The organism is Bradyrhizobium shewense, from assembly GCF_900094605.1.
Classification (GTDB): domain Bacteria; phylum Pseudomonadota; class Alphaproteobacteria; order Rhizobiales; family Xanthobacteraceae; genus Bradyrhizobium; species Bradyrhizobium shewense.
Genome location: NZ_FMAI01000008.1, coordinates 306,852 through 331,190 on the forward strand (window position 1 = coordinate 306,852; position 24,339 = coordinate 331,190).

General features: G+C 64.9%; 22 protein-coding genes. 13 read left to right on the forward strand and 9 right to left on the reverse strand.

The annotated features are described in order from the left end of the window. Nucleotides 1–50: 50 nt before the first annotated feature. Together GA0061098_RS18200 and GA0061098_RS18205 are read right to left on the reverse strand one after the other, a co-directional pair. On the reverse strand, nucleotides 51–869 hold the full coding sequence (locus GA0061098_RS18200) for a 3'(2'),5'-bisphosphate nucleotidase CysQ (RefSeq protein WP_091958725.1): 819 nt from the start codon (nucleotides 867–869) through the stop codon (nucleotides 51–53). After that, a complete protein-coding gene (locus tag GA0061098_RS18205) occupies nucleotides 856–2,274 on the reverse strand; it encodes a TldD/PmbA family protein (protein WP_165637441.1) in 1,419 nt (472 codons plus the stop codon). Before GA0061098_RS18205 ends, GA0061098_RS18200 begins: the two co-directional genes overlap by 14 nt. Nucleotides 2,275–2,539: 265 nt before the next feature. Here GA0061098_RS18205 and GA0061098_RS18210 point away from each other — a divergent pair, with 265 nt between their 5' ends. Further along, nucleotides 2,540–3,058 carry a DUF6101 family protein gene (locus tag GA0061098_RS18210; RefSeq protein WP_091958731.1) on the forward strand — a complete coding sequence of 173 codons (519 nt, stop codon included), beginning with the start codon at nucleotides 2,540–2,542 and terminating at the stop codon, nucleotides 3,056–3,058. Between the two features lie 111 nt (nucleotides 3,059–3,169). On the opposite strand, the gene ubiA is transcribed toward GA0061098_RS18210, so the two are convergent. Together ubiA and GA0061098_RS18220 are read right to left on the reverse strand one after the other, a co-directional pair. Next, a complete protein-coding gene (ubiA, locus tag GA0061098_RS18215; protein ID WP_091958734.1) occupies nucleotides 3,170–4,126 on the reverse strand; it encodes a 4-hydroxybenzoate octaprenyltransferase in 957 nt (318 codons plus the stop codon). Nucleotides 4,127–4,265: 139 nt separating this feature from the next. Further along, complete coding sequence (locus tag GA0061098_RS18220; RefSeq protein WP_028140105.1) at nucleotides 4,266–4,928, reverse strand: hypothetical protein; 663 nt, start codon at nucleotides 4,926–4,928, stop codon at nucleotides 4,266–4,268. 210 nt (nucleotides 4,929–5,138) lie between these two features. Between GA0061098_RS18220 and GA0061098_RS18225 the strand changes: the two genes are divergently transcribed. From GA0061098_RS18225 to GA0061098_RS45630, 7 genes are all read left to right on the forward strand, one after another. Further along, nucleotides 5,139–5,891: a 16S rRNA (uracil(1498)-N(3))-methyltransferase gene (locus tag GA0061098_RS18225; protein WP_091958737.1), complete on the forward strand. Its 753-nt coding sequence runs from the start codon at nucleotides 5,139–5,141 to the stop codon at nucleotides 5,889–5,891. Nucleotides 5,892–6,023: 132 nt separating this feature from the next. After that, the gene (locus GA0061098_RS18230) at nucleotides 6,024–7,175 is read left to right on the forward strand and encodes an ATP phosphoribosyltransferase regulatory subunit (RefSeq protein ID WP_091958740.1); all 1,152 of its coding nucleotides are present in this window, start codon (nucleotides 6,024–6,026) and stop codon (nucleotides 7,173–7,175) included. A 3-nt stretch (nucleotides 7,176–7,178) separates the two neighbouring features. After that, nucleotides 7,179–8,156, forward strand: a complete 978-nt coding sequence (gene hisG, locus GA0061098_RS18235; protein ID WP_091958743.1) for an ATP phosphoribosyltransferase — start codon at nucleotides 7,179–7,181, stop codon at nucleotides 8,154–8,156. 100 nt (nucleotides 8,157–8,256) lie between these two features. Beyond that, on the forward strand, nucleotides 8,257–9,303 hold the full coding sequence (locus GA0061098_RS18240) for a glycosyltransferase family 2 protein (RefSeq protein WP_091958746.1): 1,047 nt from the start codon (nucleotides 8,257–8,259) through the stop codon (nucleotides 9,301–9,303). Next, entirely contained in the window at nucleotides 9,300–10,145 is an 846-nt protein-coding gene (locus GA0061098_RS18245) for a ChbG/HpnK family deacetylase (protein ID WP_091958749.1), read from the forward strand. The genes GA0061098_RS18240 and GA0061098_RS18245 overlap by 4 nt, the downstream gene beginning before the upstream one ends. Nucleotides 10,146–10,270: 125 nt before the next feature. After that, nucleotides 10,271–11,107: a DUF2076 domain-containing protein gene (locus GA0061098_RS18250; RefSeq protein ID WP_091958752.1), complete on the forward strand. Its 837-nt coding sequence runs from the start codon at nucleotides 10,271–10,273 to the stop codon at nucleotides 11,105–11,107. 233 nt (nucleotides 11,108–11,340) lie between these two features. Then, nucleotides 11,341–11,649 carry a hypothetical protein gene (locus GA0061098_RS45630; RefSeq protein WP_129590882.1) on the forward strand — a complete coding sequence of 103 codons (309 nt, stop codon included), beginning with the start codon at nucleotides 11,341–11,343 and terminating at the stop codon, nucleotides 11,647–11,649. Nucleotides 11,650–11,752: 103 nt separating this feature from the next. Here the strand turns inward: GA0061098_RS45630 and GA0061098_RS18255 are convergent, their stop codons facing one another. Next, a complete protein-coding gene (locus GA0061098_RS18255; RefSeq protein ID WP_165637442.1) occupies nucleotides 11,753–12,565 on the reverse strand; it encodes a L,D-transpeptidase in 813 nt (270 codons plus the stop codon). 315 nt (nucleotides 12,566–12,880) lie between these two features. Between GA0061098_RS18255 and GA0061098_RS18260 the strand changes: the two genes are divergently transcribed. Beyond that, nucleotides 12,881–13,666, forward strand: a complete 786-nt coding sequence (locus GA0061098_RS18260) for a protein phosphatase CheZ (protein WP_091958759.1) — start codon at nucleotides 12,881–12,883, stop codon at nucleotides 13,664–13,666. Between the two features lie 246 nt (nucleotides 13,667–13,912). Here the strand turns inward: GA0061098_RS18260 and GA0061098_RS18265 are convergent, their stop codons facing one another. Continuing rightward, nucleotides 13,913–14,434, reverse strand: a complete 522-nt coding sequence (locus tag GA0061098_RS18265; protein WP_028140096.1) for a hypothetical protein — start codon at nucleotides 14,432–14,434, stop codon at nucleotides 13,913–13,915. Nucleotides 14,435–14,750: 316 nt separating this feature from the next. Between GA0061098_RS18265 and GA0061098_RS18270 the strand changes: the two genes are divergently transcribed. From GA0061098_RS18270 to GA0061098_RS18280, 3 genes are all read left to right on the forward strand, one after another. Beyond that, on the forward strand, nucleotides 14,751–15,047 hold the full coding sequence (locus tag GA0061098_RS18270) for a co-chaperone GroES (RefSeq protein WP_018321905.1): 297 nt from the start codon (nucleotides 14,751–14,753) through the stop codon (nucleotides 15,045–15,047). A 188-nt stretch (nucleotides 15,048–15,235) separates the two neighbouring features. Then, nucleotides 15,236–16,867 carry a chaperonin GroEL gene (gene groL, locus GA0061098_RS18275; RefSeq protein ID WP_091958762.1) on the forward strand — a complete coding sequence of 544 codons (1,632 nt, stop codon included), beginning with the start codon at nucleotides 15,236–15,238 and terminating at the stop codon, nucleotides 16,865–16,867. Nucleotides 16,868–17,067: 200 nt separating this feature from the next. Next, nucleotides 17,068–18,279 (forward strand): hypothetical protein, encoded by a 1,212-nt coding sequence (locus GA0061098_RS18280; protein ID WP_091958764.1) that lies wholly within the window; start codon nucleotides 17,068–17,070, stop codon nucleotides 18,277–18,279. An 89-nt stretch (nucleotides 18,280–18,368) separates the two neighbouring features. Here GA0061098_RS18280 and GA0061098_RS18285 read toward each other — a convergent pair whose 3' ends face one another. Continuing rightward, complete coding sequence (locus GA0061098_RS18285) at nucleotides 18,369–18,767, reverse strand: META domain-containing protein (protein ID WP_165637443.1); 399 nt, start codon at nucleotides 18,765–18,767, stop codon at nucleotides 18,369–18,371. Nucleotides 18,768–18,926: 159 nt separating this feature from the next. Beyond that, nucleotides 18,927–20,591: an L-lactate permease gene (locus GA0061098_RS18290; RefSeq protein ID WP_091958769.1), complete on the reverse strand. Its 1,665-nt coding sequence runs from the start codon at nucleotides 20,589–20,591 to the stop codon at nucleotides 18,927–18,929. A gap of 315 nt (nucleotides 20,592–20,906) precedes the next feature. Here GA0061098_RS18290 and GA0061098_RS18295 point away from each other — a divergent pair, with 315 nt between their 5' ends. Beyond that, on the forward strand, nucleotides 20,907–22,667 hold the full coding sequence (locus GA0061098_RS18295) for an ABC transporter ATP-binding protein/permease (RefSeq protein WP_091958772.1): 1,761 nt from the start codon (nucleotides 20,907–20,909) through the stop codon (nucleotides 22,665–22,667). A gap of 260 nt (nucleotides 22,668–22,927) precedes the next feature. Here the strand turns inward: GA0061098_RS18295 and GA0061098_RS18300 are convergent, their stop codons facing one another. After that, on the reverse strand, nucleotides 22,928–23,962 hold the full coding sequence (locus tag GA0061098_RS18300) for a TorF family putative porin (protein WP_091958852.1): 1,035 nt from the start codon (nucleotides 23,960–23,962) through the stop codon (nucleotides 22,928–22,930). Between the last annotated feature and the right edge of the window lie 377 nt (nucleotides 23,963–24,339).

A 24,339-nucleotide genomic window follows, 5' to 3' on the forward strand; every position in this document is an offset into this window, starting at 1 on the left:
AACGGGCTGCCCGGCAAAAGCAGTGTTCGACGAGCACGACGAAAAGCGCTTTAGGCCAAGGGACGGTTTCGAAAATGCGCGACAATGCCCGCATGACGATCGCGTCCCGCTGCCACCAGCACCCCGTGCGCCACTTCCCGGCGGTTATAGAGGATGGGTTCTCCGGAGAGGTCGCTCATCCTACCATCGGCTTCCTGCACGATCAAATCGGCCGCCGCAAGGTCCCAATCATGGCTGTTGCCCCCCGCAAAAGCCGCATCCAGCGCGCCATGGGCGACCCGGCACAGGCGCAGCGCGAGCGAGCCGATTCGCGGATGCAGCTTGATCTCGCCGCCCGAGCTGTTGAGCCGCTCGACCATCGGTTTCGGGCCGGCGACACGGGAGAAGTCGAGCGCGGATCCGGGCGAAGCCTGCACGGCTACGCCGTTGAGCGTGGTGCCCTGGCCGCGTGCAGCGAAGAAGAACTCACCGCTCGTCGGCGCGAACACCGCGGCCAGTACGGGCGCGGCATCCTCGACCAGCGCGACGCTGACGCACCAATCGTCGTGGCCATTGAGGTAATTGCGCGTACCGTCGATGGGATCGACGATCCAGGTCAGCCGCCGCGACAGCCGGGCCACATCGTCGGCGCTCTCCTCAGAGAGCCAGCCATAATCCGGCGTCGCACTGCGCAGGCGCGCTTCGAGCAGGTCGTTGACGGCGATGTCGGCTTCGGAAACCGGCGAGGATGCGCCCTTGGTCCACTTCTTCAGTTCGGTACGAAACATCGACTGCGCCAGTGCACCCGCCTCTCGCACCGTGTCCTGCAGCAGCGCCGCATCGCGCGTCAGGATGGTTTCGCCCGGGGCGTTCGCCTCAACGTCCGCCAAGCGTCAATCCCTCGATGCGCACCGTCGGCGCATTGACGCCGTAGCGGAATTCGAGATTGTTCGCGGGCTGCATCGACTTGAAGATCTCGAACAGATGGCCGGCGATCGTCACCTCGCTGACGGGATAGGTGATCTCGCCGTTCTCGATCCAGAAGCCGGAGGCGCCGCGGCTGTAGTCGCCGGTGACGCCGTTCACGCCGGAGCCGATCAGATCGGTGACGTAGAAGCCCTGCTTGATGTCGGCGATCAGCTCGGCGGGCGTCGGCGTGCCGGGCTCGAGATGCAGATTGTACGGCCCGGGCGAAGGCGAAGACGAGACGCCGCGATGAGCGTGGCCGGTGGTGGCAAGACCGAGCTCGCGCGCAGTGGCGCAGTCGAGCAGCCAGGTCGTCAGCACGCCCTCGTCGATCAGCGCGATCTTCTTCACGGCAACGCCTTCGGCGTCGAAGGTCTGCGAGCGCAGGCCGCGCTTGCGCAGGGGATCGTCGATGATGCGGATGTTCTTCGCAAAGAGCTGCTGGCCGAGCTTGTCCTTGAGGAAGCTGGTCTTGCGCGCGATCGAGGCGCCGTTGATGGCGCCGACGACATGGCCGACCAGGGAGCCGGCGACGCGCGGATCGAATACGACAGGTACCTTGCAGGTCTCGACCTTGCGCGGGTTGGAGCGCGCCACGGTGCGCTCGCCGGCGGAACGGCCGACGATCTCCGGCGACAACAGGTCGGCGCCATGGGGCGCCGATGTGAAGTCGTAATCGCGTTCCATGCCGGTGCCTTCGCCCGAGATGGCGGTGGCCGAGATGCCCTGGCTGGAGCGCAAATAGGAGCCGTGGAAGCCGGTCGAGGTGACCAGCACCATGCCGCCCATGCCCGCGGAGGCCGAGGCGCCGCCGGATTTGGTGACGCCCTTCACGGCGAGCGCGGCAGCTTCGGCCGCGAGTGCGCGGCGCTCGAGCTCGCTGGTGGCGGGCACATCAGGGTCGAGCAGATCGAGATCGGGGAAGTCGCGCGCGAGCAGCGCGGGATCGGCGAGCCCGACATATTTGTCGTCGGGCGCAACGCGCGCCATCGCGACCGCGCGTTCGGCAAGCTTGGTCACGGCATCGCCGCTGACGTCGTTGGTCGAAACGACCGCCTGGCGCTGGCCGACCAGCACGCGCAGGCCGACGTCGTCACCCTCGGAGCGCTCGGATTCCTCGACGCGTCCGTCGCGCACCTCGACGCCTTGCGAGACGCCGCGCACCGCGACCGCGTCGGCCGCATCCGCGCCGGCGCGCTTGGCCGCCTCCACCAGCCGCTGCGCCAGATCCGACAAAGCGGACTGGTCGAACAGGTCGCGGCTGGCCTTTGACCCCTTGGCGGAATCCTTGGACGAAAGCGTCGAGCTTGCGGATGGTGAAGAGTTCACGAACGAAATCCTGTTGGGGCGGGGGTTCGGGACCGGAACCCACAGATGTGCCCTGATCGCGCGGACTTCAAGCATTTTCAGCCCGCCAAAAGCTCAGATTCGCACCTTTGGCGCAACGTCTCGTCAATCATGCGCGCCAAGGTCTTGTCAATCATGAGCAGCAGTGACGGTGGGTTAACCAGCCTTTTTAAGCGGTTTCGGAAAGCCGCGCGCTAAGGTCCTCGCATCGACCGGGAACATAATCCCGGCGGGGAGAACTAAAGCCGTGAGGCGTCAAACAGCAACATGCGGGGTCGCTCCCGCCGGGTCGAGCCGCTCTCTGCGGCTCGACCCCCTTTCCCTTCCGGTCCGCTTCGATGCGCACGATCCGCGCGCCGACGGACATGTCAGGCAGATCGAGCTTCATCGCGAGCGCGTCGTGCTGCGTCGTGCCGTTCGCGGCATGCAGATGGCGATCAACGTCCGCGTCAGCGACTTCACAGGCGTCGCGCTGCGCGGCAATGACGAGGCGCAGGCCATCGTCCTCGTGCATCGCGATCCCTCGCTGTCCGTTCCGCTGCTCGTCGGCGCCGACGGCGACGAGCTCGTCGAGGCCTTGGCGATCTGGAGCGAGCTCTTCGCGCTTCCGCAGCTCGACGAAGGCGCGCGCAAGCCCGCAGCCCGCCGCCGCCGCGCCAATGCGATCCGCGCCCGCCGTCCGAAATTCCTGATGCGCCGCCGTGTTGCGATGGCACGCGAGCTGTCGGTTCATCGCGAAGAACGCGAGATCATCGCGAGGAATTAGACGGAATTCACAGTGCCGTAGGGTGGGCAAAGCGAAGCGTGCCCACCTTTTAGTCAATCATTGAGAGATCGTGGGCACGGCGCAAGGGCGCCTTTGCCCACCCTACGGCAGCTACGCCGCCCGCATCACCGCGTCCACCAGCAACCCCGCAAACAGCAGCGCTCCGGCATATTTGTTCGAATAGAACAGGCGCTTGCAGAGCTCGGGATCGTCGATCCGTAAGCGCACGACCTGCGATGCCAGGTGCACGGCGAAGGCGATCAGCCCGAGCCAGGCCGGCCAGCGCGCATCGCCTGAGGCCAGCGCGACGCCAATCAGCATCACAGCGAGCCCGTAGAACAGGATCAGCGCCTGGTGCGTGTGCGCGCCGAACAGGCGCGCGGTGGACTTGACGCCGATCAGCGCGTCGTCGTCGGCGTCCTGATGCGCGTAGATCGTGTCATAGCCGATCACCCATGAAATCGCGCCGGCATAGAGCACCATCGCGGTGACGTCGATGCGGCCGAAGGTGACGGCAAATCCCATCAGGGCGCCCCAGGAGAAGGCAAGCCCGAGCACGACCTGCGGCCACCAGGTGATGCGCTTCATGAAGGGGTAGATCGCGACGATCAGGAGCGAGGCGATGCCGGTCGCAATCGCGAAGCGGTTGAACTGCAGCAGCACGATAAGGCCGATCAGCGCCTGCACGACCATCCAAGCCAGCGCCTGCTTCGTGCTCACCTGCCCCGACGGCAGCGGCCGCGAGCGGGTGCGCTCGACCTTGTCGTCGAGATCGCGGTCGGTGATGTCGTTCCAGGTGCAGCCCGCCCCGCGCATCACGAAGGCGCCGATGAAGAACAGCAGGATGGTGAGCGGCAGTCCGCGGACGTCATGCGCCATGCCGCTCGCGAGCGCCGCCGACCACCAGCACGGCATCAACAGCAGCCATGAGCCGATCGGACGATCGAAGCGGGACAATCGCAAATAAGGCCGCGCCCATGGCGGCGCGAGCGTATCGACCCAGTTGCCGGTGGAATCGGCAACGCGGGCGGATGTGCTAGTGCCCAGTTTTCGAAGTTCGTATTCCATCGCGGCGTATCCCGGTACGAACTTCGAAAACTACAAGGGCACTAGCAAGAAATTATAATTCACGTGCCGCCTATCGATTTGAAGTTCCTATGAGGATCGCGGCAAGCACCGTAGGAACTTCAAATCGGCGGCACGTGTGTCATCGGGTCAGGACATTGCCGTTGAGCGTGTCGAAGGTGCTGCCGCCCTTCTTGCCGGCATTGGCCTCAGGCGCCGAGCCTGAACCGAGCACCTCGCTCAGCGACGGGCCGGCCGGACCGCGCGGCTGGTTCTGCATCTGCTGCGCGACGTTGCAGACCTTCGTCGCCATGGCCTCGGTATTCTTGTGACCGTCCTTCATCTGCGCGCCGATCTGCGCCGGGATTCCGCATTTGGCGGCGTGGGACTCGATGTACTTGATCATCTTGGTCTCAGCCTGGCTGAAATTGCGGATCAGCTTGCAGGCTTCGTCCGGCGGCGCATGACGGTCGCTCGCGGCCTTGATCAGCTTGCCGCGCTTCTCGGCTTCCTCGCGCAGAGGAATGAAAGCCTTCATGCAGTCCTCGCCAGGGCCGCCCTGGGTCGGCGGGGCCGCACTGAACGCACCAGCGCCGCCGACGGGCGCGGCGCCATTCACGGGAAAGGACGATTGCGGTGCCGTGCCGACCGAAGCGGTCGGCGCCGAGCCGTTCACCGGGGGAAACGCGGAACTGGTGGCGGCCTGGTTCGGCAGCGGCGCCGGGAAGGCGCTTTGCGCATAGGCGCCCGCGGTGCTCAGGGTGACCATGGCGGCAGTGATCGGAACCATCAAATGACGGATCATCAGGATAGTCTCTCCGGCAGGAGCTACGGGGTTCAGCGTCTTCCCAATTGAAGCGCAACCAGCGTGTTCGCGTTTTTACGATTCCCGCCGGCGCTTAACAACCCGTTGAATAGGGCAAGAGCGCGGCGCGGGGACGCACCATTTCGGCAATATTTACCCCCGGAATGGCTGCTTTCGGTTAAGAACGGCCCCAAATCGGACCCCTGAACGATGCCCTCCCACGATTTTCGCGCTCCCCGCCTGTTCGTCGACGCTCCTCTTGCCCAGGACGCCAGGATCCCGCTCGACCGCGACCAGAGCAATTATCTCGGCAATGTGCTGCGACTTGCCGCCGGAGCCGAGGTTTTGGCCTTCAACGGCCGCGACGGCGAGTGGCAGGCCGCCATCGAAGGTCGCAAGCGGCCGGACGGCCTCGTGATCCTGCAGCAGACCCGGCCGCAGGACGGGCTGCCGGACGTCGCCTACGTTTTCGCCCCGCTCAAGCATGCCCGGCTGGATTACATGGTCCAGAAGGCCATCGAGATGGGCGCCGCCGCGCTTCATCCGGTCCTGACCCGGTTCACCCAGGCCTCCCGGGTCAACACCGAGCGGATGCGCGCCAATGTCGTCGAGGCGGCCGAGCAATGCGGCATTTTGAGCATCGCCACGGTCGCCGAGCCGGTGCCGCTGGAGCGGTATCTCAGTCAGCGCCCTGCGGGCCGCCTGCTGATCTTCTGCGACGAGGCAGCGGAGGTGCAAAACCCCGTTCAAAGCCTGCAGAACGCGCGCGAAGCAGGACAGGGGATCGACGTGCTGATCGGCCCCGAGGGCGGCTTTGCCGAAGAAGAGCGGGCCCTGCTGCTGCGGCAGCCCAAGATCCTCCGGCTGGCGCTCGGCCCGCGGATCATGCGGGCCGATACCGCTGCCGTGGCCGCCCTGGCGCTGGTACAGGCGGTGCTGGGCGATTGGGGCAATGCCAGCTGATCCCGGCGTTGCCCGCCTGTTAAGCGATTGATCCTTTGGAGGTCGAAACCGCTTTCGGGCCATGCTAAGGGCTGCGCAATTCCTGTCCTTTCCCTTGCCCTGCCCGGTTCCACCGGGACGATGGACCCAGTTATGACCGCGACTGCCACCTCAAATGCTGCCGGCTCCGCCGCCTGGGCGGATACGCTGCTGTTGTCGTTCGCGCAGGCCGGTTACGTCAGGGCCGAGCCCGCCATCCTGCAGCCGGCCGAGCCGTTCCTGGACCTCTCCGGCGAGGACATCCGCAAGAGCCTGTACCTGACCACGGACCTCTCCGGCGAGGAGCTGTGCCTGCGCCCGGACCTGACCATTCCCGTGGCGCGCGATTACCTGAGCTCCGGTCGTGCCGGCCAGCCGGCCGGGTTCAGCTATCTCGGCCCGGTGTTCCGCTACCGCAGCGGCCAAGCCAGCGAATTCCTGCAGGCCGGCATCGAATCGTTCGGCCGCCAGGACCGTGCCGCGGCCGACGCCGAGACGTTGGCGCTCGGGCTCGAAGCGACCGCGGCCTTCGGTGTCCGCGACGTCGAGATCCGCACCGGCGACGTGGCGTTGTTCAATGCGCTGCTCGACGCGCTCGACCTCTATCCGGTCTGGCGCCGCCGCCTGGTCAAGGATTTCAACCGCAAGATCAGCCTGGAAAAGGATCTGGAACGGCTGGCGGCCGCCACCACCGCGACCCGCAGCGAATATGAGGGCGTGCTCGCTGCCCTCGCCGGCTCCGACCGCAAGGCGGCGCTCGCCTTCGTCACCGATCTGATGTCGATCGCCGGCACCACCAATGTCGGGGGACGCACCACGGCCGAGATCGCCGATCGCTTCCTCGAGCAATCGACGCTGAAGGGCGGCGCGCTGCCGCGCGAGGCGATCACCGTGCTCAAGCGCTTCCTGACGATCGCAGGCAATCCCGACGATGCCATCGCCGAGCTGCGCGCGCTCACTGCCGACGCGAAGCTCGACCTCACGGCTGCGATCGACCAGTTCGAGAGCCGGGTCGGCTTCATGGCGGCGCGCGGCATCGACGTGAAGCAGACGCGCTTCTCGACCGCGTTCGGGCGCGGCCTCGACTATTACACCGGCTTCGAATTCGAGCTGCATCACCGGGGCAACGGCGCCGAGCCGCTGGTCGCCGGCGGCCGCTATGACGGGCTGATGACCCAGCTGGGATCGACTGAGCCGATCCCCGCGGTCGGCTTCTCGGTCTGGGTGGATGCGCTGACGAAGATCGGCCGCAAGGTGGGAGCTTAAGTCATGAGCGCGCCATTCGTTCTGGCCGTTCCCTCCAAGGGCCGCCTTCAGGAAAATACCGAAGCCTTCTTCGCCCGTGCCGGCCTCAAGCTGTCGAAGGCTGGCGGCGCCCGCGACTATCGCGGCACGCTTGCAGGCCTCGATCATGTCGAGGTCGCCTATCTCTCGGCGAGCGAGATCGCTTCGCAACTGTCGCGCGGCTTTGCGCATCTCGGCGTCACCGGGGAAGACCTGGTGCACGAGAACATCGCGGACGCCGACAAGCGCGTGTCGCTGATCGATGGGCTCGGCTTCGGCTATGCCGACGTCGTCGTCGCGGTGCCGCAGGCCTGGATCGACGTTCGCACCATGGCCGACCTCGACGACGTCACCACCGGCTTCCGCGAGCAGCATCACATGCGGATGCGGGTCGCGACCAAGTTCGTCAACCTCACCCGCGCCTTCTTCCAGAGCCACGGCATCACCGATTACCGCATTGTTGAAAGCAGCGGCGCGACCGAAGGCGCGCCGGCGGCCGGCAGCGCCGAGTTGATCGTCGACATCACCACCACAGGCGCGACGCTCGCCGCCAACGGCTTGCGGGTGCTCGACGACGGCGTGATCCTGCGCAGCCAGGCCAATCTGGTCGCCTCGAAAGAGGCCAACTGGACGCCGCAGGCGCGGGAGACCGCGCGCGTCATCCTCGATCACATCGCGGCAAGGGCGCGGGCCAACAAGTATCGCGAGGTCCGCACCCGCTTCCGGCAATGCGACGCCGCGCTGCTCGGCGAAGCCCATGGCCGGTTCGGCGTCGAGGCCCCGTTCGGCGGACCGACCTCGTCAGGCATGCTGACGTTGCACTGCCCGCCGGGACAGCTCTATGCGCTGGCAAGCTTCCTGCGCGAGCATGGCGCCGAAACCGTCTCGGTGGTTTCGCTCGACTACGTGTTCGACCGGGAGAACCCGCTGTTCGCCAAGCTGGAGGCGTTCCTGCGGCAGTGAGCCTCAGGTCCGCTCAGCATTTCCGTTCAGCTTTGCGACAGCAAATGGCAGCTACCATATGCTGTTGAGACGACTTTGAACGCCTCTGGAACCTTGATCGATGACGTTGGGCTCTGACGTTTCCGGCATGACGACGACCGCAAGCACCGCGGCCGCGAAGGGACTGTCGATCGTCGTCCCCGTCTACAACGAGGCGGCGGGCCTTGCCGCCCTGCACCAGCGCATCTGCGATCTCGCAAAAACCTTGCGGGAGCGCTATCGCCTGGCTTGCGAGGTCGTCTATGTCGACGACGGCAGCAAGGATGCGACGCTGGCGATCGCCCGCGCGCTGCCGGCCGACGCGATCGACGTCCAGGTGGTGTCGCTGTCGCGCAATTTCGGCAAGGAAGCGGCCCTGATGGCCGGCCTCGACCATGCCCGGCTCGGCGCCGTCATGTTCATGGACGGCGACGGCCAGCATCCGCCAGCGCTGATCGAACAGCTGGTACGGCATTGGATCGATGACGGCTATGACGTCGTCTACACCGCCAAGGCGCATCGCGACAACGAGACCTTCCTGCGCCGGGTCGCCGTGCACGGTTTCTACGCGCTGATCAATTGGGGGGCACGGCAGAAGATTCCCGAGGACGCCGGCGACTTCCGCCTGCTGTCACCGCGCGCGGTCACAGCGCTAAGGCAGCTGCCCGAGCGCAACCGGTTCTTCAAGGGCCTCGCCAGCTGGATCGGCTTCCGCCAGATCCGCGTCGACTATGAGCCGTCCGCGCGCGCCCATGGCGTTACCACCTTCAACGCCGCAAGCCTGCTCGGCCTGTCGATCGAGGGCCTGACCTCGTTTTCGGTGGCACCCCTGCGCTTCGCCAGCCTGCTCGGCGTCATTCTCGCCGGCGGCGCCTTCCTGTTCGGCCTTTCGATCCTCTGGGAGGTGTTCACGACCGGCAAGCAGGTGCCCGGCTATCCCTCGCTCGTGATCGGCCTGATGACGATCGGCGGCGTTCAGCTCATCATGATCGGCATCGTCGGCGAATATATCGGCAAGATCCTCTCCGAGCTGAAGGCGCGCCCGATCTACTTCGTCGCCGAGCATAGCGAAAAGCACTTCGAAGCCGGCAAGGCGGACGAGGCCGCGAAGAGGACGGCCGCCGAATGAGCGCGGCCGCGGGTCTGCGGCGGATCTGGCTCTGTGCCGACGATTACGGCATCAGCCCGGGCGTCAACCGCGCCATCCGCGACCTGATCGAACGCGGCCGCCTCAACGCCACCTCGGTGATGATGGTGGGTCCTGCAATCGCGCGCAGCGACGTCGAGGCGCTTCAGGCCTCGGCGAAGACGAGCCCCCGCTGCGCGATCGGATTGCACGTGACGCTGTCGGCGCCGTTCCGCCCCCTCACCATGCATTTCCGCCCGCTCGACGGCGACATGTTCATGCCGTTTCCGAAGCTGCTGCGCGCGGGCGTTTTGCGGCGGCTCGACCGCGAATTCTTCCGCAACGAGGTGAAGGCGCAGCTCGCCGCCTTCGCCGAAGCGTTCGGGCGTGCGCCTGACTTCGTCGACGGCCATCAGCATGTGCAGCTCTATCCGCAGGTGCGCGACGGCTTCGTCGATGCGGTCAGCGAAGGCGCCCCGAACGCCTGGGTGCGCCAGGGCGGCCGCGACCTGCCGCTCAAGCAGCGGTTGGCCTCACCCAAGGCCATCGTGCTCGACGTCCTCAGCGCGCAATTCCGCCGCCGTGCCGGCAGCGCGGGGCTCAGCTTCAACCCGGGCTTTGCCGGCGCCTATGACTTCACGCGGGCGGCCGATTTTGGCGAGCTGATGCGGCAATTCCTGGAAGGCTTGCCGGATGGCGGCCTCGTGATGTGCCATCCCGGCTTCGTCGACGATGTCCTCGCCGGCCTCGATCCGATGACGGATGTCCGCGAACGCGAGCACGCCTATCTGGCCGGCGACGACTTCGCGCGTCTGCTGGCGGACAGCCGCGCCACGCTGGGATGACACCGACGGACGGCAAGCCGCGAGGCAGCTTGTCGCATACCGAAATTTAATCCGGCCGGCACTGTTGGGGCCACAATGGAACCCTACATCTGCTTCGCGCTTGTTTTGCGCGAGGGAGACTGATCATGACGCCGCAGGAACGCCAGCTCGTCGACGACCTTTTCGACCGGCTTTCGAAACTGGAAAACGCACCGCGCGATCCCGACGCGATCGCCGCGATCTCGGACGGGCTGCGCAAGGCACCCGGCGCGATCTATGCGCTGGTGCAGACCACGCTGCTGCAGGACGAAGCGCTGAAGCGCGCCCATAACCGCATTCAGGAGCTGGAAGCGGCCCATGGGCCCGAGCAGGCGCAGTCCGGCGGCTTCCTCGACACCATGCGCGATACGCTGTTCGGCGGAGGCCCCTCGCGCGGCTCGGTTCCGAACGTGCCGCCACGTGACGCGCGGCCGGTCTGGAACAGCGGCGGAGCGATGCAGCAGACGCAGCCGGGCTACGGTCAGCCCCCTTACGGCCAAGGTCCAGGCCAAGCTCCAGGTCAGGGCCCGGGCCAGGGTTATGGCGCACCGCCGATGGGCGGTGGCGGCGGCTCGTTCCTCGGCACCGCGGCGGCAGCTGCCGCCGGCGTCGTCGGCGGCTCGCTGCTGCTCTCCAGCATCCGCGGCATGATGGGCGGATCGCATCAGCAGGCCTTTGGCGACACCAACGCCCTCGGCGACCGCGGCGCTGGTGGAAGTCCTTGGGGCGGCAGCGACCAGTCCGGCGGCTCGCTCGCGCGCGATGCCGGTCTCAACGACATCGGCTCGAACCGCGAGTCGCGCCAGAGCTTCTCCGACCAGGCGAACAACGATCGTAACGACAACGACCAGAACTACGGCGACAACAACGACGACGGCAATACGGACGTGGCCGACGACAGCGATTTCGGCGGCGACGACGATGGCGGTAGCGATTACGCGTGAGCAATTCGCCCGAAAGATCCGGACGGCCGCCTCTCGGCGGCCGTTTCTTTTAGAGCATGGCTCGAGCGCCTTTTGTGCCACGGCAAGCAGAGAGGACGCTCGATATAATATGACTATTTTGCAGCATCATTGGACTGAGCTGAACGTTACCCGACGCGCCTGAATTCACCATGACAAATCAAATCGCCGTCTGACGCGCGCGACCGTAGACTCCCGGATTTCCAAATTCGGACATGGGTGTTCAACTGGAAGAACACGTTGCTCATGCCACACTACCGATGTGGTTGCCTCTTTTAGTTATAGTCGGGGTCTTAAAAATGAGTCCATTTCAGCAGCGCATCGCAACCCTGACCACCGTGACAACTCATCTCATCACCGAGTTGTACGAGTTGGAGGGACTGCACGAACTCGTCAAGAAGGCCGAGCTGTCGGCGCGGCGGTTGAACCGCTCCGCTCGCGCATCGCTTGCCCGTTCATCAACTCCTCGTCGCTGCTCTGTTGCCCCCCGTCTGGCTTCGACGCGGCATCGTCGGCCAGCCTAGACTCTAGCCGGAGAACGTACGCCGGCGGCACGCAACGCCTTCGATGCCGCGCGTCGCGAGCCGACGCGACACGCGGAATTGACGGCTCGCAGCGAGCGCTGGGCTACATCACCACGACCTTGGTGCCGACATTGACGCGGCCGTAGAGGTCGATGACGTCTTCGTTGCGCATGCGGATGCAGCCGGAGGAGACGTTGGTGCCGATGGTCCAGGGCTCGTTGGAACCGTGGATGCGGTACAGCGTCGAGCCCAGATACATCGCGCGGGCGCCGAGCGGATTCTCCGGACCGCCTTCCATGTGCCGGGGCAAATCGGGGCGGCGCGCGATCATTTCGGCCGGCGGCGTCCAGTCCGGCCATTCGCGCTTGGCTGTGATCGCCTTCACGCCGGACCAGGTGAAGCCGGGACGCCCGACGCCAATGCCGTAGCGCATCGCCCTGCCGTTGCCCTCGACGAGATAGAGGAACTTGTTCGGGGTATCGACCACGATGGTGCCGGGACTTTCCTTGCCGCTATAGTCAACAGATTGCTTCTCGAATCTTGGATCGAACTGACGCTGCCGCGGATCGGCCGTCTCCTGCTGAACCGCGCCTTGCTGATATCCACCCTGCATCTGCGGCTCGCCCATCGGCGGCAGGCGGCGCTGGTCGTAATAGCCGGGCTGCTGTTGATAGACCGGCCGCTCGGGCGCGTAGGCCGGACCGCGGCCCGGTCCGTCGCCGAACAGGAACTCGATGAAGCCGCCGCCCATGTTCGCATTGGAGGCGACGCGCACCGGCGCCGGCGGCACCTGCGGCTGGTAGAGCACCGCGGGCGGATCATTCGGCACCGAATTGTCGAAGGCGCTCGCACTGTTGGCGCCGGCAATGAAGGTGCAAGCGCTGCCGAGCAGCGCGACAGACATTTTCTTGAACATCGACGTACTCTGTACTGTTTCGTCTAGATCACATGCGCCGTGGAGAGCTGATGGCTGGTCCGCGCCCCCGACGTGGTCAATAAAAGGCAAAAGCCGTTTTGTTTGGTAAACAGAAGCGGCGTTTGGATTCACCACGTCGTCAGCAGTGGGGCAATTTGGCGATCAGCGTTTATTTTCGATGAACGCCGCGCGCGCATGGTTAATCGCTTCTTTGCGCGCCGTCGCGCGCAGCCGCACAACAGTTCCTGCCGTGAACTTCGTGTTAAATCGCTTCTGCCTACAAAGACGCGTGAGTGAGGTGGGGGGAGTATCCTGATGGCTGTTCACCGCAAACGTTTTCGCGTCGAGGATATCGCTGGTGGCGAGATGCCGATTTTGGACGTAACTGAAGAGGCAATCCCGATGCATAGCGAGATCATGGCCGAGCTACGTGCGATCCGTGCGCAGATGGCGAAGGGCGCCGCGCCCTTGCCCTTGTCCGGCAGCGCAGCCATGGCGGCGATCGACGCCTCCACCGCCCACGAACTTTCCGAGGCTCGTACCATGCTCGATACCTATCGAGCCCAGATCGAGCAGTGCGAGAAGCTGAAGGTCGAGCTCGACCTCATCCATGACGCCATCGACCGCACCAAGCGCGAAATCGCGACGCTGCACGGCAAGAGCTTCGACGGCGGCGAAATGGCCAAGGTCAATGGCGAGCTAGGCGCGGTGGTCGGCGGCACCGAGCAGGCGACCCAGCAGATCCTCGAAGCCGCGGAATCGATCGACCAGGCCGCCAGCGCGATGTCCAAGGTGGACTCGATCGACCAGCAGAAGCGGCTCGCCGACGACATCCAGGAACGCGTCATCTCGATCTTCGAAGCCTGCAACTTCCAGGACCTGACCGGCCAGCGCATCAGCAAGGTGATGGGCACGATGAAGTTCATCGAGCAGCACATCAATGCGATGATGGAGATCTGGGGCGGCGTCGACGCGATCAAGTCGCACGTCGTGCCGCCGGTCGACAATCGCAGCGAGGACGACAAGCTTCTCAACGGCCCCAAGCTCGCCGGCGACGTCGGCCACGCCTCGCAGGACGACATCGACGCGCTGTTCGACTGAGCGCGCGACATAGGAATAACAAAACGCCGGCCTGGGGGCCGGCGTTTTTGTTTTGTGCCATCAAGCGAGACTGCCCCTCCTCCCCTTGTGGGAGAAGGTGGCGCGAAGCGCCGGATGAGGGGTTGCTTCAGCGAATTCGAATGAGAGTTGGACTCGGGGAGAGATACCCCTCACCCGTCTCGCCGCTACGCGGCGAGCCACCCTCTCCCACAAGGGGAGAGGGTTATAGCGCGTGGCGTTAGACCATCACGCCCGCGGCGCGCAGCGGACGTAGACCATGTTGCCGTAGCGGGTGGCGGCATCCTTGTCGATGAAGCGGGTGATCAGGACGCGGCCGTCGAAGGAGATGATTTCGCGGTCCTGCTCGCCGGGGGTCGGACCCGCCGGCCCGATGTAGTTCTTGCCGCTCGGCGAGCCCTTCAGCCGCAGCTCCTGGGGCGTTGCCTGGTCGGCCAGATGCATGATCACGCCGCCGGAGGAGCCGGCGGTGATCACGTAGGGATTTTTGCACTGGGCCCGGGCGGCCGCCTCGGTGCGGGCGCGGTCGGCCGGGTTCTGGAACGAGGCGAGGCCCCAGCGGCCGACGATCTCGTCGCCGCGAATGGTCGCAGGCATTTCGGGCGCGACGCCCGGCTCGGCTTCGGGCGGCGGCGAGGACGACGAGAAGGACGGCAGGCTCATGCCGCCGCCGCAAGCGCCCAGCAGCAGCGCCAGACATGAGGCGGCGGCCAGATTGGCAACCGTGCGCGCGTGAGCTGAACTGATCATGGCATTCCCCCGAACAAGACCATGGCCGCACCCCTCCTGCAGCCAAGCGCAAAACCGCTGCCGGAGCAATGACGTCCTTTAATACGTCGGCGCCCCGAACAAGTTTCCAGTGCCACCATCCTATATCCGCCTCACCAATCGCTTAACCACCTTTGCTTGACAGGATCGCGGCCAAGCCATATTTCCGGGCCCACTATTAGCACTCGGAAAGCCCGATTGCTAAGCACGCCGTTCGATCCTCGGGATAGGGGATGGACGGAAGCGCCGCCCCACCCACTTCCACTACTTCCGAAGCGAGCCTCCAAAGGGAAACGTCATGGCTAAATCCAAATTTCGTCCGCTGCATGACCGTGTCGTGGTCAAACGTATCGACGCCGAGGAAAAGACCAAGGGCGGCATCATCATTCCGGACAGCGCCAAGGAAAAGCCGTCCCAGGGCGAGGTCGTCGCCGTCGGCCCCGGCGGCCGTGACGAGACCGGCAAGCTGACCCCGATCGACCTCAAGGTCGGCGACCGCGTGCTGTTCGGCAAATGGTCGGGCACCGAGGTCAAGATCGACAACGAAGAGCTCCTGATCATGAAGGAGTCGGACATCATGGGCGTACTGGCCTAAGGCCATCCGCCTGAACAGCCGCTGAATGTCTCATCGTCATGCCCGGGCAGAAGCGCGAAGCGCGTCTTCGCGCTAGGCGACCCGGGCATCCATCGTTTTTCGCAGGATGATGGATTGCCGGGTCAGGCCCGGCAATGACGGAGAGAGAAGCGCCGCAGACACATCACCAAACACGAGGGATTGCTAAAATGGCTGCCAAAGACGTCAAGTTTTCCGGAGACGCGCGCGATCGCATGCTGCGCGGCGTCGACGTTCTCGCCAACGCCGTCAAGGTGACGCTCGGCCCGAAGGGCCGCAACGTCGTCATCGAGAAGAGCTTCGGCGCCCCCCGCATCACCAAGGACGGCGTCACCGTCGCCAAGGAGATCGAGCTCGAGGACAAGTTCGAGAACATGGGCGCCCAGATGGTGCGTGAGGTCGCCTCCAAGACCAACGACCTCGCCGGCGACGGCACCACCACCGCCACCGTGCTGGCCCAGGCCATCGTGCGCGAAGGCGCCAAGGCGGTTGCCGCCGGCATGAACCCGATGGACCTCAAGCGCGGCATCGACAGCGCGGTTGCGGCGGTCATCAAGGACATCGAGAAGCGCGCCAAGCCGGTCGCCGCCTCCTCCGAGGTCGCCCAGGTCGGCACCATCTCCGCCAACGGCGATGCCGCCATCGGCAAGATGATCGCCCAGGCGATGCAGAAGGTCGGCAACGAAGGCGTCATCACCGTCGAAGAGAACAAGTCGCTCGACACCGAAGTCGACATCGTCGAGGGCATGAAGTTCGACCGCGGCTATCTCAGCCCCTACTTCGTCACCAACCCCGAGAAGATGACCGCCGAGCTCGAGGATGCCTACATCCTCCTGCACGAGAAGAAGCTTTCGGGCCTGCAGGCCATGCTTCCGGTGCTGGAAGCCGTGGTGCAGTCGGGCAAGCCGCTCGTCATCATCGCCGAAGACGTCGAGGGCGAGGCGCTGGCCACCCTGGTCGTCAACCGCCTCCGCGGCGGCCTCAAGGTCGCCGCCGTCAAGGCGCCGGGCTTCGGCGATCGCCGCAAGGCCATGCTCGAGGACCTCGCCATCCTCACCGGCGGCCAGCTCATTTCCGAAGACCTCGGCATGAAGCTCGAGAACGTCACGGTGAAGATGCTGGGCCGCGCCGGCAAGGTCGTGATCGACAAGGAGAACACCACGATCGTCAAGGGCGCCGGCAAGAAGCCGGACATCGAGGCCCGTGTCGGCCAGATCAAGGCGCAGATCGAGGAGACCACCTCGGACTACGACCGTGAGAAGCTTCAGGAGCGTCTCGCCAAGCTGGCCGGCGGCGTCGCGGTGATCCGCGTCGGCGGCGCCACCGAGATCGAGGTCAAGGAGAAGAAGGACCGCGTCGAGGACGCCCTCAACGCCACCCGCGCCGCGGTGCAGGAAGGCATCGTCCCCGGCGGCGGCGTCGCGCTGCTCCGCGCCAAGAAGGCGGTGGGCCGTCTCACCAACGCCAATGCCGACGTCCAGGCCGGCATCAACATCGTGCTGAAGGCGCTGGAGGCTCCGATCCGCCAGATCTCCGAGAACGCGGGCGTGGAAGGCTCGATCGTGGTCGGCAAGATCCTTGAGAACAAGTCCGAGACCTTCGGCTTCGACGCCCAGAACGAGGACTATGTCGATATGGTCGAGAAGGGCATCATCGATCCCGCCAAGGTGGTGCGCACCGCGCTCCAGGACGCCTCCTCCGTGGCCGGCCTGCTGGTCACCACCGAGGCCATGGTCGCCGAAACGCCGAAGAAGGAAGCCTCGCCCGCGATGCCCGGCGGCGGCGGCATGGGCGGCTTCTGAGCCTCCGTTCCGTTACAATGTTGCGAAGGCCGCCTCCGGGCGGCCTTCTTTTTTGCCGACCCTGCCCCTCCGCTTTCCGATTCAACCGACGGCCAAAACCCACTACGGTGACGCGCCGATTCGAATAGTTTGGGCATGATCCTCTCGGAAAACCGCTTCACACTTCTCCGAATCATGCCCGTTGCGCGAGGATTTCATCGATGCGTGCGCTTCTGGTTTGTTCGACAGCCCTTTTGGCAGCTCTGCTTGCAGCTTCGCCGCATCCCGCGTCCGCCCAGATGAAGCTGTCGCCGAGGGCCACGACGCCCGGTGGTCCGGAGACACGCTATTTCACCTCGATCGACGGGCTGATGGACGGCAATGCCGACGTGATCCTGAAGGAGACGCGCCAGGGCAAGACGGTGACGGCGGCCGTGCTCGACGTCTGCTATCCCGTCGCAAAGAATTCCGACCGCAAGGACCGCTTCGTCGTCAACCTCCAGGTCGCGGGCCAGACCCTGACCGGCACCACGCAGAGCATCAGCGAGAAGGCGCCCATCAGCGTCAAGCTGCTGCGCAAGCAGGCCGGGGACACCTTCGAATTCCGCGGCCAGATCAGCATTGGTCAGGTGGTGACTGAGGTGACCTCGCCCGACAATTCCGATCTCAGCGAGAAGGAATTTCAGGACAACCAGACCTCCGACGACGGCATCACGCCGCAGCCGAAGGATTTCACCGATGTCTCGCCGGAGGCGATCGCGGTCAAGGTCAAGCTCGATAATGCAACCGACTTCCTGAAGAGCCTGAAGGGCCAGGCGGTCGAGGTGACGCTGGCGAGTCTCACGGTCGGCTGCGATGCGCTACGCGCAGGCGAGCAGACCATCAACATGTCGGTCGATCCCGAGCGCGCCGGCGCGTTGTTGGCGAAATTCAAGGCGACGCCGGGCGTCACCTCCGCGGGCTGGACCGCGGGCATGACCGAGATGGACCGCACCATCCGCTTCGCCGCGGCCGACTGGCGCGAGGGCGACAAGATCAGCAAGGACAAGCTCGCGGCCGCCGTTTCGAACGTTTTGAGCCGGACGCTCGCGGCAAAGCCGGTCTCGCAGAGCTTCAACCCCGCCACAGGCAAGCTCAAGCTGGTCTTCAAGCGGCCGAACCCGGATTTCCCCGCGCTCGATCTCACGGACACGATCGAGGTCGCAGGGCTCGTCTCGCCCGACAAGCCGGGCACGACCGACAAGCTCATGCTGTGGATCGGCAGCCCCGCGACCACGACCGCCGACGAGAGCAGCGGCGCCAAGCTCAATCTCTCCGACGACACGTCGGTCGACGAGGAAGGCGAGCAGCCCGACGACAACGGTTCGGTCGAGGCGCTCGCCAAGGAGCTCAGGGGCCAGCGCTGGGACGCCGACAAATCGGTTTGGAAGTGACGCAGTCATTCCGGGGCGGTGCGAAGCACCGAGCCCGGAATCTCGAGATTCCGGGCTCGCGCTTCGCGCGCCCCGGAATGACCAAACGGTCAATTCCCCGTCGTCCGAAAACGCAGTGGCTTCGGGCCGATCAGCGTCAGCACGTCGCCCTGACGCTTCCAGGTTTCGACACTGCTCAGTGCTGCGACCAGATCGTCGTCGGCCTGCGCCCTTGCCGGCTGGCAGGAGCGGTCCTGGATCTGACCAGGGACAAAAATCACGGTGTTGCCGGCGACTGAGAACTGGCCCTTGCCGCCCTTGCACCAGAGCTCGAGCACGACCTCACCATGGTCGCCGATCTCGATGTTCGGAATTCGCTTCGAGCCTGCTTGCGGCAACGCTTCCAGCGTCATCTCGGTGCCGAACGGGAAACCATCCTCGGCACGCGCGACAATGGACATCGCGAGCATTGCAACCGCAGCACACACCAATCGCTTGAGCGAAACCATGAGACCTCTCGTCCGACCTGATTTGCCGCACCTTCTATAAGACGGCGGCGCCATTGAGAAGGTTCGCGCCACCTGGAGCGCGATGAGATTTGATTGGACGCAAAAATCCCCGCGGGGCGGAACCTCGCGGGGATTTGCGTTCGAGCCGGAGTTGGCCTGCTACTTCAGGACCATTGCCGTGAACGGCCAGACATAGGCCTGCAACGTCACGAGCACGCCGACGAGACAGGCCAGCACGATCGAGTGCCAGAACACGAAGCGCAGGATCGTGCCCTCGTGCCCGTACCAGTTGGTGGCGGTGGAGGCGACGACGATCGACTGCGCGTCGATCATCTTGCCCATCACGCCGCCGGACGAGTTCGCCGCGGCCATCAGGACCGGCGACAGGCCGAGCTGCTCGGAGGTGATCTTCTGCAAGTTGCCGAACAGCACGTTGGACGCCGTGTCCGATCCCGTCAGCGCCACGCCCAGCCAGCCGAGCAGCGTGCCGAAGAAGGGATAGAGCACGCCGGTTGCGGCGAAGGCGAGGCCCAGCGTCGCGTCGACGCCGGAGAGCCGCGTCAAGGTGCCGATCGCCAGCATCGCCGAGATCGTGATCAGCGAGATCGCACAGAGCCGGATGGTACGGCCGTACTCGGTCACGAGCTTGCCGGGACCGACGCCCATCAGGACACCGGAGATGATCGCCGCGATCAGCATGCCCGTGCCGGTGAAGGACAGGTAGGTGAAGCCGAACACGGCGCTCTCTTTCGTCGGCCCTGGCGCGACCGGCGGCATCTTGTTGATCATCTGGTGCAGCTCGGGCACGGGATAGTTCCAGACGAAGATCGAATTCGCCCAGGCCTTGAACGCCCCGTTGCCCCAGATCAGCATCACGACGCAAACGATGATCCAGGGCAGCAGCGCGCCGAACAGTTCGCTCTGGGTCAGCGGCGTCTTGTCGAGCGGTTTGGCCGCCGCCATGGTGGCTGCCGATTCATCGCGGCCGCGCAGCGCCGGCGACAGCCAGAGCTGCCTCGGCTGCCAGACTTTGAGGAACAGGATCAGCGCGCCCATCGAGATCAGCGACGCACCAATGTCGACGATCCAGGGATTGATGAAGTTCGAGATCACGAATTGCGGAATCGCGAACGACACGCCGGTGACCAGGATCGCCGGCCAGACATCCTTCATGCCCTTCCAGCCCGCGAACGCCCACACCACCCAGAACGGCACGATCAGCGAGAAGACCGGCAATTGCCGGCCGACCATCGCGCCGAGGATGTAGGGATCGAGCCCGGTGACCGAGGCAAGGCCCTGGATCGGCGTGCCCAGCGCGCCATAGGCGACCGGCGCGGTGTTGGCGATCAGCGACAGGCCGGACGCCGCGAGCGGCGAGAAGCCGAGGCCGATCAGCACGGCACCGGTGATGGCGACCGGCGTGCCGAAGCCCGAGGCGCCCTCGAAGAACGCGCCGAAGGAGAACGCGATCAGCAGCAATTGCAGCCGCCGGTCCTCGGTGACGCCGCCGATGGCGCGCTTGAGCAATTCGAAGCGTCCCGTGCTCACCGTCACCTGGTAGAGGAAGATGACGTTGAGCACGATCCAGCCGATCGGGAAGAAGCCGGTGACGATCCCCAGCACCGAGGCGCGGATCGACATGTTCGCCGGCATGGTGAAGACGAAGATCGTGATCAAATTGGCCACGATCACGGCGATGATCGCCGCGATATGCGCCTGGACGCGGCCGCTCGCGATCAGGACCAGCAGCGTGACGACGGGCACCGCCGCCGCAATCGTCGACAGCACCGGGCTGTTCAGCGGATCATAGACTTGATTCCACATGGTCTTCCTCCCCCACGCATGTTTGCGGCAGACGGCCCGCGTGGAGAGCCGATCGTGCTTGACGCTGGAAGCGATAACCCCCGAGCTGGACGCGAATTCCTTGCGAATGCGGCGGTTCCCGTCCCGCTCACAAGCTCGCGAAATCCCGGAGCACCCCACCCCGCGCCGTCGAACCCCATGCTAGGGTTGCAAGCTGCGACAAGCCAACGCAAATTGCAGCACTTGCGACTTTAGTCTAAGCGCGCCCATTTCCGCCATTGCCTCAAGCCTCTGGCTCCGGGCCGTTGTGCACATCCCCCTAGGAGACTCCGCTCTGTGAAGAACCTCACCGCCACGCTCGCGATCGTCTGGCGAATCGCCGTCCCCTATTTCCGGTCGGAAGACAAATGGGCCGGCCGCGGCCTGCTCGCCGTCGTCGTCGCAATGGAGCTGGTGCTGGTCGCGATCAACGTGCTGCTCAATCAGTGGCAGAACCGGTTCTACAGCGCATTGCAGGCCTACGATCTGCCCGAATTCGTCAAGGAGGTCTGGATCTTCCTTGGGCTTGCCTTCACCTTCGTCGCACTGGCCGTCTACAAACTCTACCTGAACCAGTGGCTCCAGATCCGCTGGCGGCAATGGCTGACGCAACACTATCTCGGCGAATGGCTCGAGGGCGCCACGCATTACCGCATGCAGCTCAAGGGCGATGCCGCCGACAATCCGGACCAGCGCATCACCGAGGACGTCAAGAATTTCGTCGAGCAAACGCTGACCATCGGCCTCGGTCTTTTGTCGTCGATCGTGACGCTGGCCTCGTTCGTCGTCATCCTCTGGGGTCTGTCCTACAAGGCCCCGTTGTACATTTACGGCACCGATATCCTCGTGCCCGGTTTTCTGGTCTGGTGCGCCCTGGCCTACGCTATTCTGGGTACCGCGCTGACCCACTGGATCGGCGCCCCGCTCATCAATCTCAATTTCGAGCAGCAGCGCTTTGAGGCCGACTTCCGCTTCAACCTGATCCGCGTGCGCGAAAATTCCGAGCAGATCGCCCTTTTGAAAGGCGAGAACGCGGAGCGAGGGCATCTCCTGCGGCGCTTCGGCTTCGTCATCGGCAATTGGTACGAGATCATGGGCCGGACCAAGCGCCTGACCGCCTTCACGGCAAGCTACGGTCAGGCTGCAACGCTCTTTCCCTATGTGGTGGTGGCGCCTGCCTACTTCGCCAAGCGCATCCAGCTCGGCGACATGATGCAGACCGGCTCGGCGTTCGGCAGCGTGCAGGATGCGCTGTCGTTCTTCGTCACCGCCTATCGCTCGCTCGCAGAGTGGCGCGCGGTGATCGCCCGCCTCGATGGCTTCGAGATGTCGGTCAGCTCTGCCGCCCACGGCGCGGCGCTCGAACCGACCATCGACATCGCACCATCGAACGGCAAGGCAATCGCGCTCGAGCAACTGCTCGTCAAACTGCCGAACGGCGCGCCTCTGGTCGCAGCCGATGCCTTCACGATCCAGCCGTCGGAGCGGGTGCTGGTGACCGGCCCGTCGGGCTCCGGCAAGTCGACACTGTTCCGGGCCATTGCCGGCGTCTGGCCGTTCGGCACCGGCACGATCGCCATTCCCGAGACGTCGAAGCTGATGATGCTGCCGCAGCGGCCGTATTTCCCGATCGGCGCGCTTGGCGACGCCGTCATCTACCCGACCGAGCACGGCTCGGTCCCGCCCGAGAAGATCCGCGACGCCTTGATTGCAGTCGGCCTGCCGCGGCTGGCGGACCGGCTCGACGAGCACGGCCACTGGAACCGGACATTGTCGCTCGGCGAACAGCAACGCCTTGGGCTCGCTCGTGCAGTGCTGCACATGCCGGACTATCTCTTCCTCGACGAGGCGACCGCCTCGCTGGACGAGCCGTCCGAGGACCGGCTTTATCGGCTGCTGACGGAGAAGCTGCCGCAGGCCACCATTGTCTCGATCGGCCACCGCTCGACGCTCGACGCCTTCCACACCCGGAAGGTGGCATTGGTGGAGGACGGCGAGATCCACGTCCTCGGTAAAGCCGTCGAGCCGGCCCGGGCGGAGCCGACCGCGGCGCGCTGAGGCGCGGCGCAGCGGCGGTCTGTTCGGTGCGCGCGGCTCGAGCGGCCGCTCCGCAACCCTCGTCACGTCCGGGCTGGTCTCGCCCGCCCGGCTTTCGCCTCGCCGAAGCAGCCCCGCAGGCGCGTCAGGCCCGGCCATGACGATGTGGCCACATCGCGCTCGCCGCGCACGGCACGCGTAGCTCCAGCCGTCGCCCTCTCTCCAAAGTAAAAGGGCGGCAGATCGCTCTGCCGCCCTCGTCAAATCGTTTCGGAAAGACCTTACTTCAGGTTGCTCATCGCGGTCAGGTCGACCGAGAGCTTGGCGACGCCCGCCGCGCTGCACCAGTTGGAGCCGAACGCAGTGGCCGCATTGGCGCCGCCATTGATCGGCGTCACGAAGCCAGGGCTGGAGTTGGTGGCCGAGAAGTCGCTGGTGAAGGCGTTGCAATTACCCTTCGACAGGTCCGTGTCGTAGTAGCGCAGGTCGAGGGTGAACACCTTGTAGGTGAAGCCGACACCGAGATTCCAGGTGTTGTAGCTCGGCTCCTTGATGCCGTTGGCGTACAGGGGGTCACCCGCAATGCCGTAGAAGATGTCGGAGGTGCCGAGCCACTGGCGGCCGAACTCGCCCGATACGTACATGCCGACGCCGCTGGCACCAAAGGTCGTGCTCGGCGCGGTCCACTTGGCGGTGATCGAGGCATAGTTGCCCCAGGCGCCGAGGTTCAGGAAATTCGGCGAGTAGTACTCGTTGAAGCCGACCGTCCACTGGTCGTTGATGGCGATGTTCAGCTTGGCATAGGCTTCGAAGAAGCTCGCGTCCTTCTTGGCGAAGTTGCCGTTGATCGGAAGGCCGATCGCGCCCTGGGAGTTGTCGAGGCTGGTGCCGCAATTGCCCTGAGCAAGGGTGCCCTGCGAGCCGAAGCAGCTTCCGCCCGGATACAGGTAGCCCCAGACACCGAAGTCGAAGGCGAACATGCCGAAGGTCGGGCGGATACCGCCGTAAATATCGACTTCGGCGGCGGCGCGGTTCGGGAAGGAGATGCTCGACGCGGACGTACCGATGTAGAGCTGGAGGTCCTTGTTGACGTTGTAGCGCGGCTCGAAATAGGCCGTGACCGACGGATTATGGTTCGACTGGGTGACACCGCGGAAGATGTAGTCGCTCATGATACCGGCGCCGAAGGCGATATCCCAGGGATCGAAGGCGGGCGGCGGCGGGGCCTTCAATGCCTTCACGCGCAAGTCTGCCGCGAAAGCCGAACCCGTCGTCACCATTGCCAGCGCCGTTGCCAACAAAGCCAGTTTTTTCATTTCGATCCCCATCGCCAGTTCTTACCCAGTCGGATCCCGGAAGCCCCCGGGGCAAACGACTTGTCTGCAAAATTGCGTTACTGCGACAATCTGGATTGAGGGAGGGGGACCGTGAAGCAAAAATCACGGGCATCTGCCGACTTTTTGGGCGTTTTGACGATTCCACGAAAGGTTGTCGGGCTGTGTGTCTTCTCGATCACATTATTTGCATTCCAAAGTGCACGGCAGGACCCGTGCAAGTACGGGGAAGGCGGCTAGCGTGGCATCCGGGCTACGAATCAAACAGGCGCCGTGAACGGAAGGCTTCCGGAGGCCCTGCGGCGATGCAAAAAGGCCGCAGCGTCACCGCAGCGGCCTTCTCTGTTGTTGGCGATCGC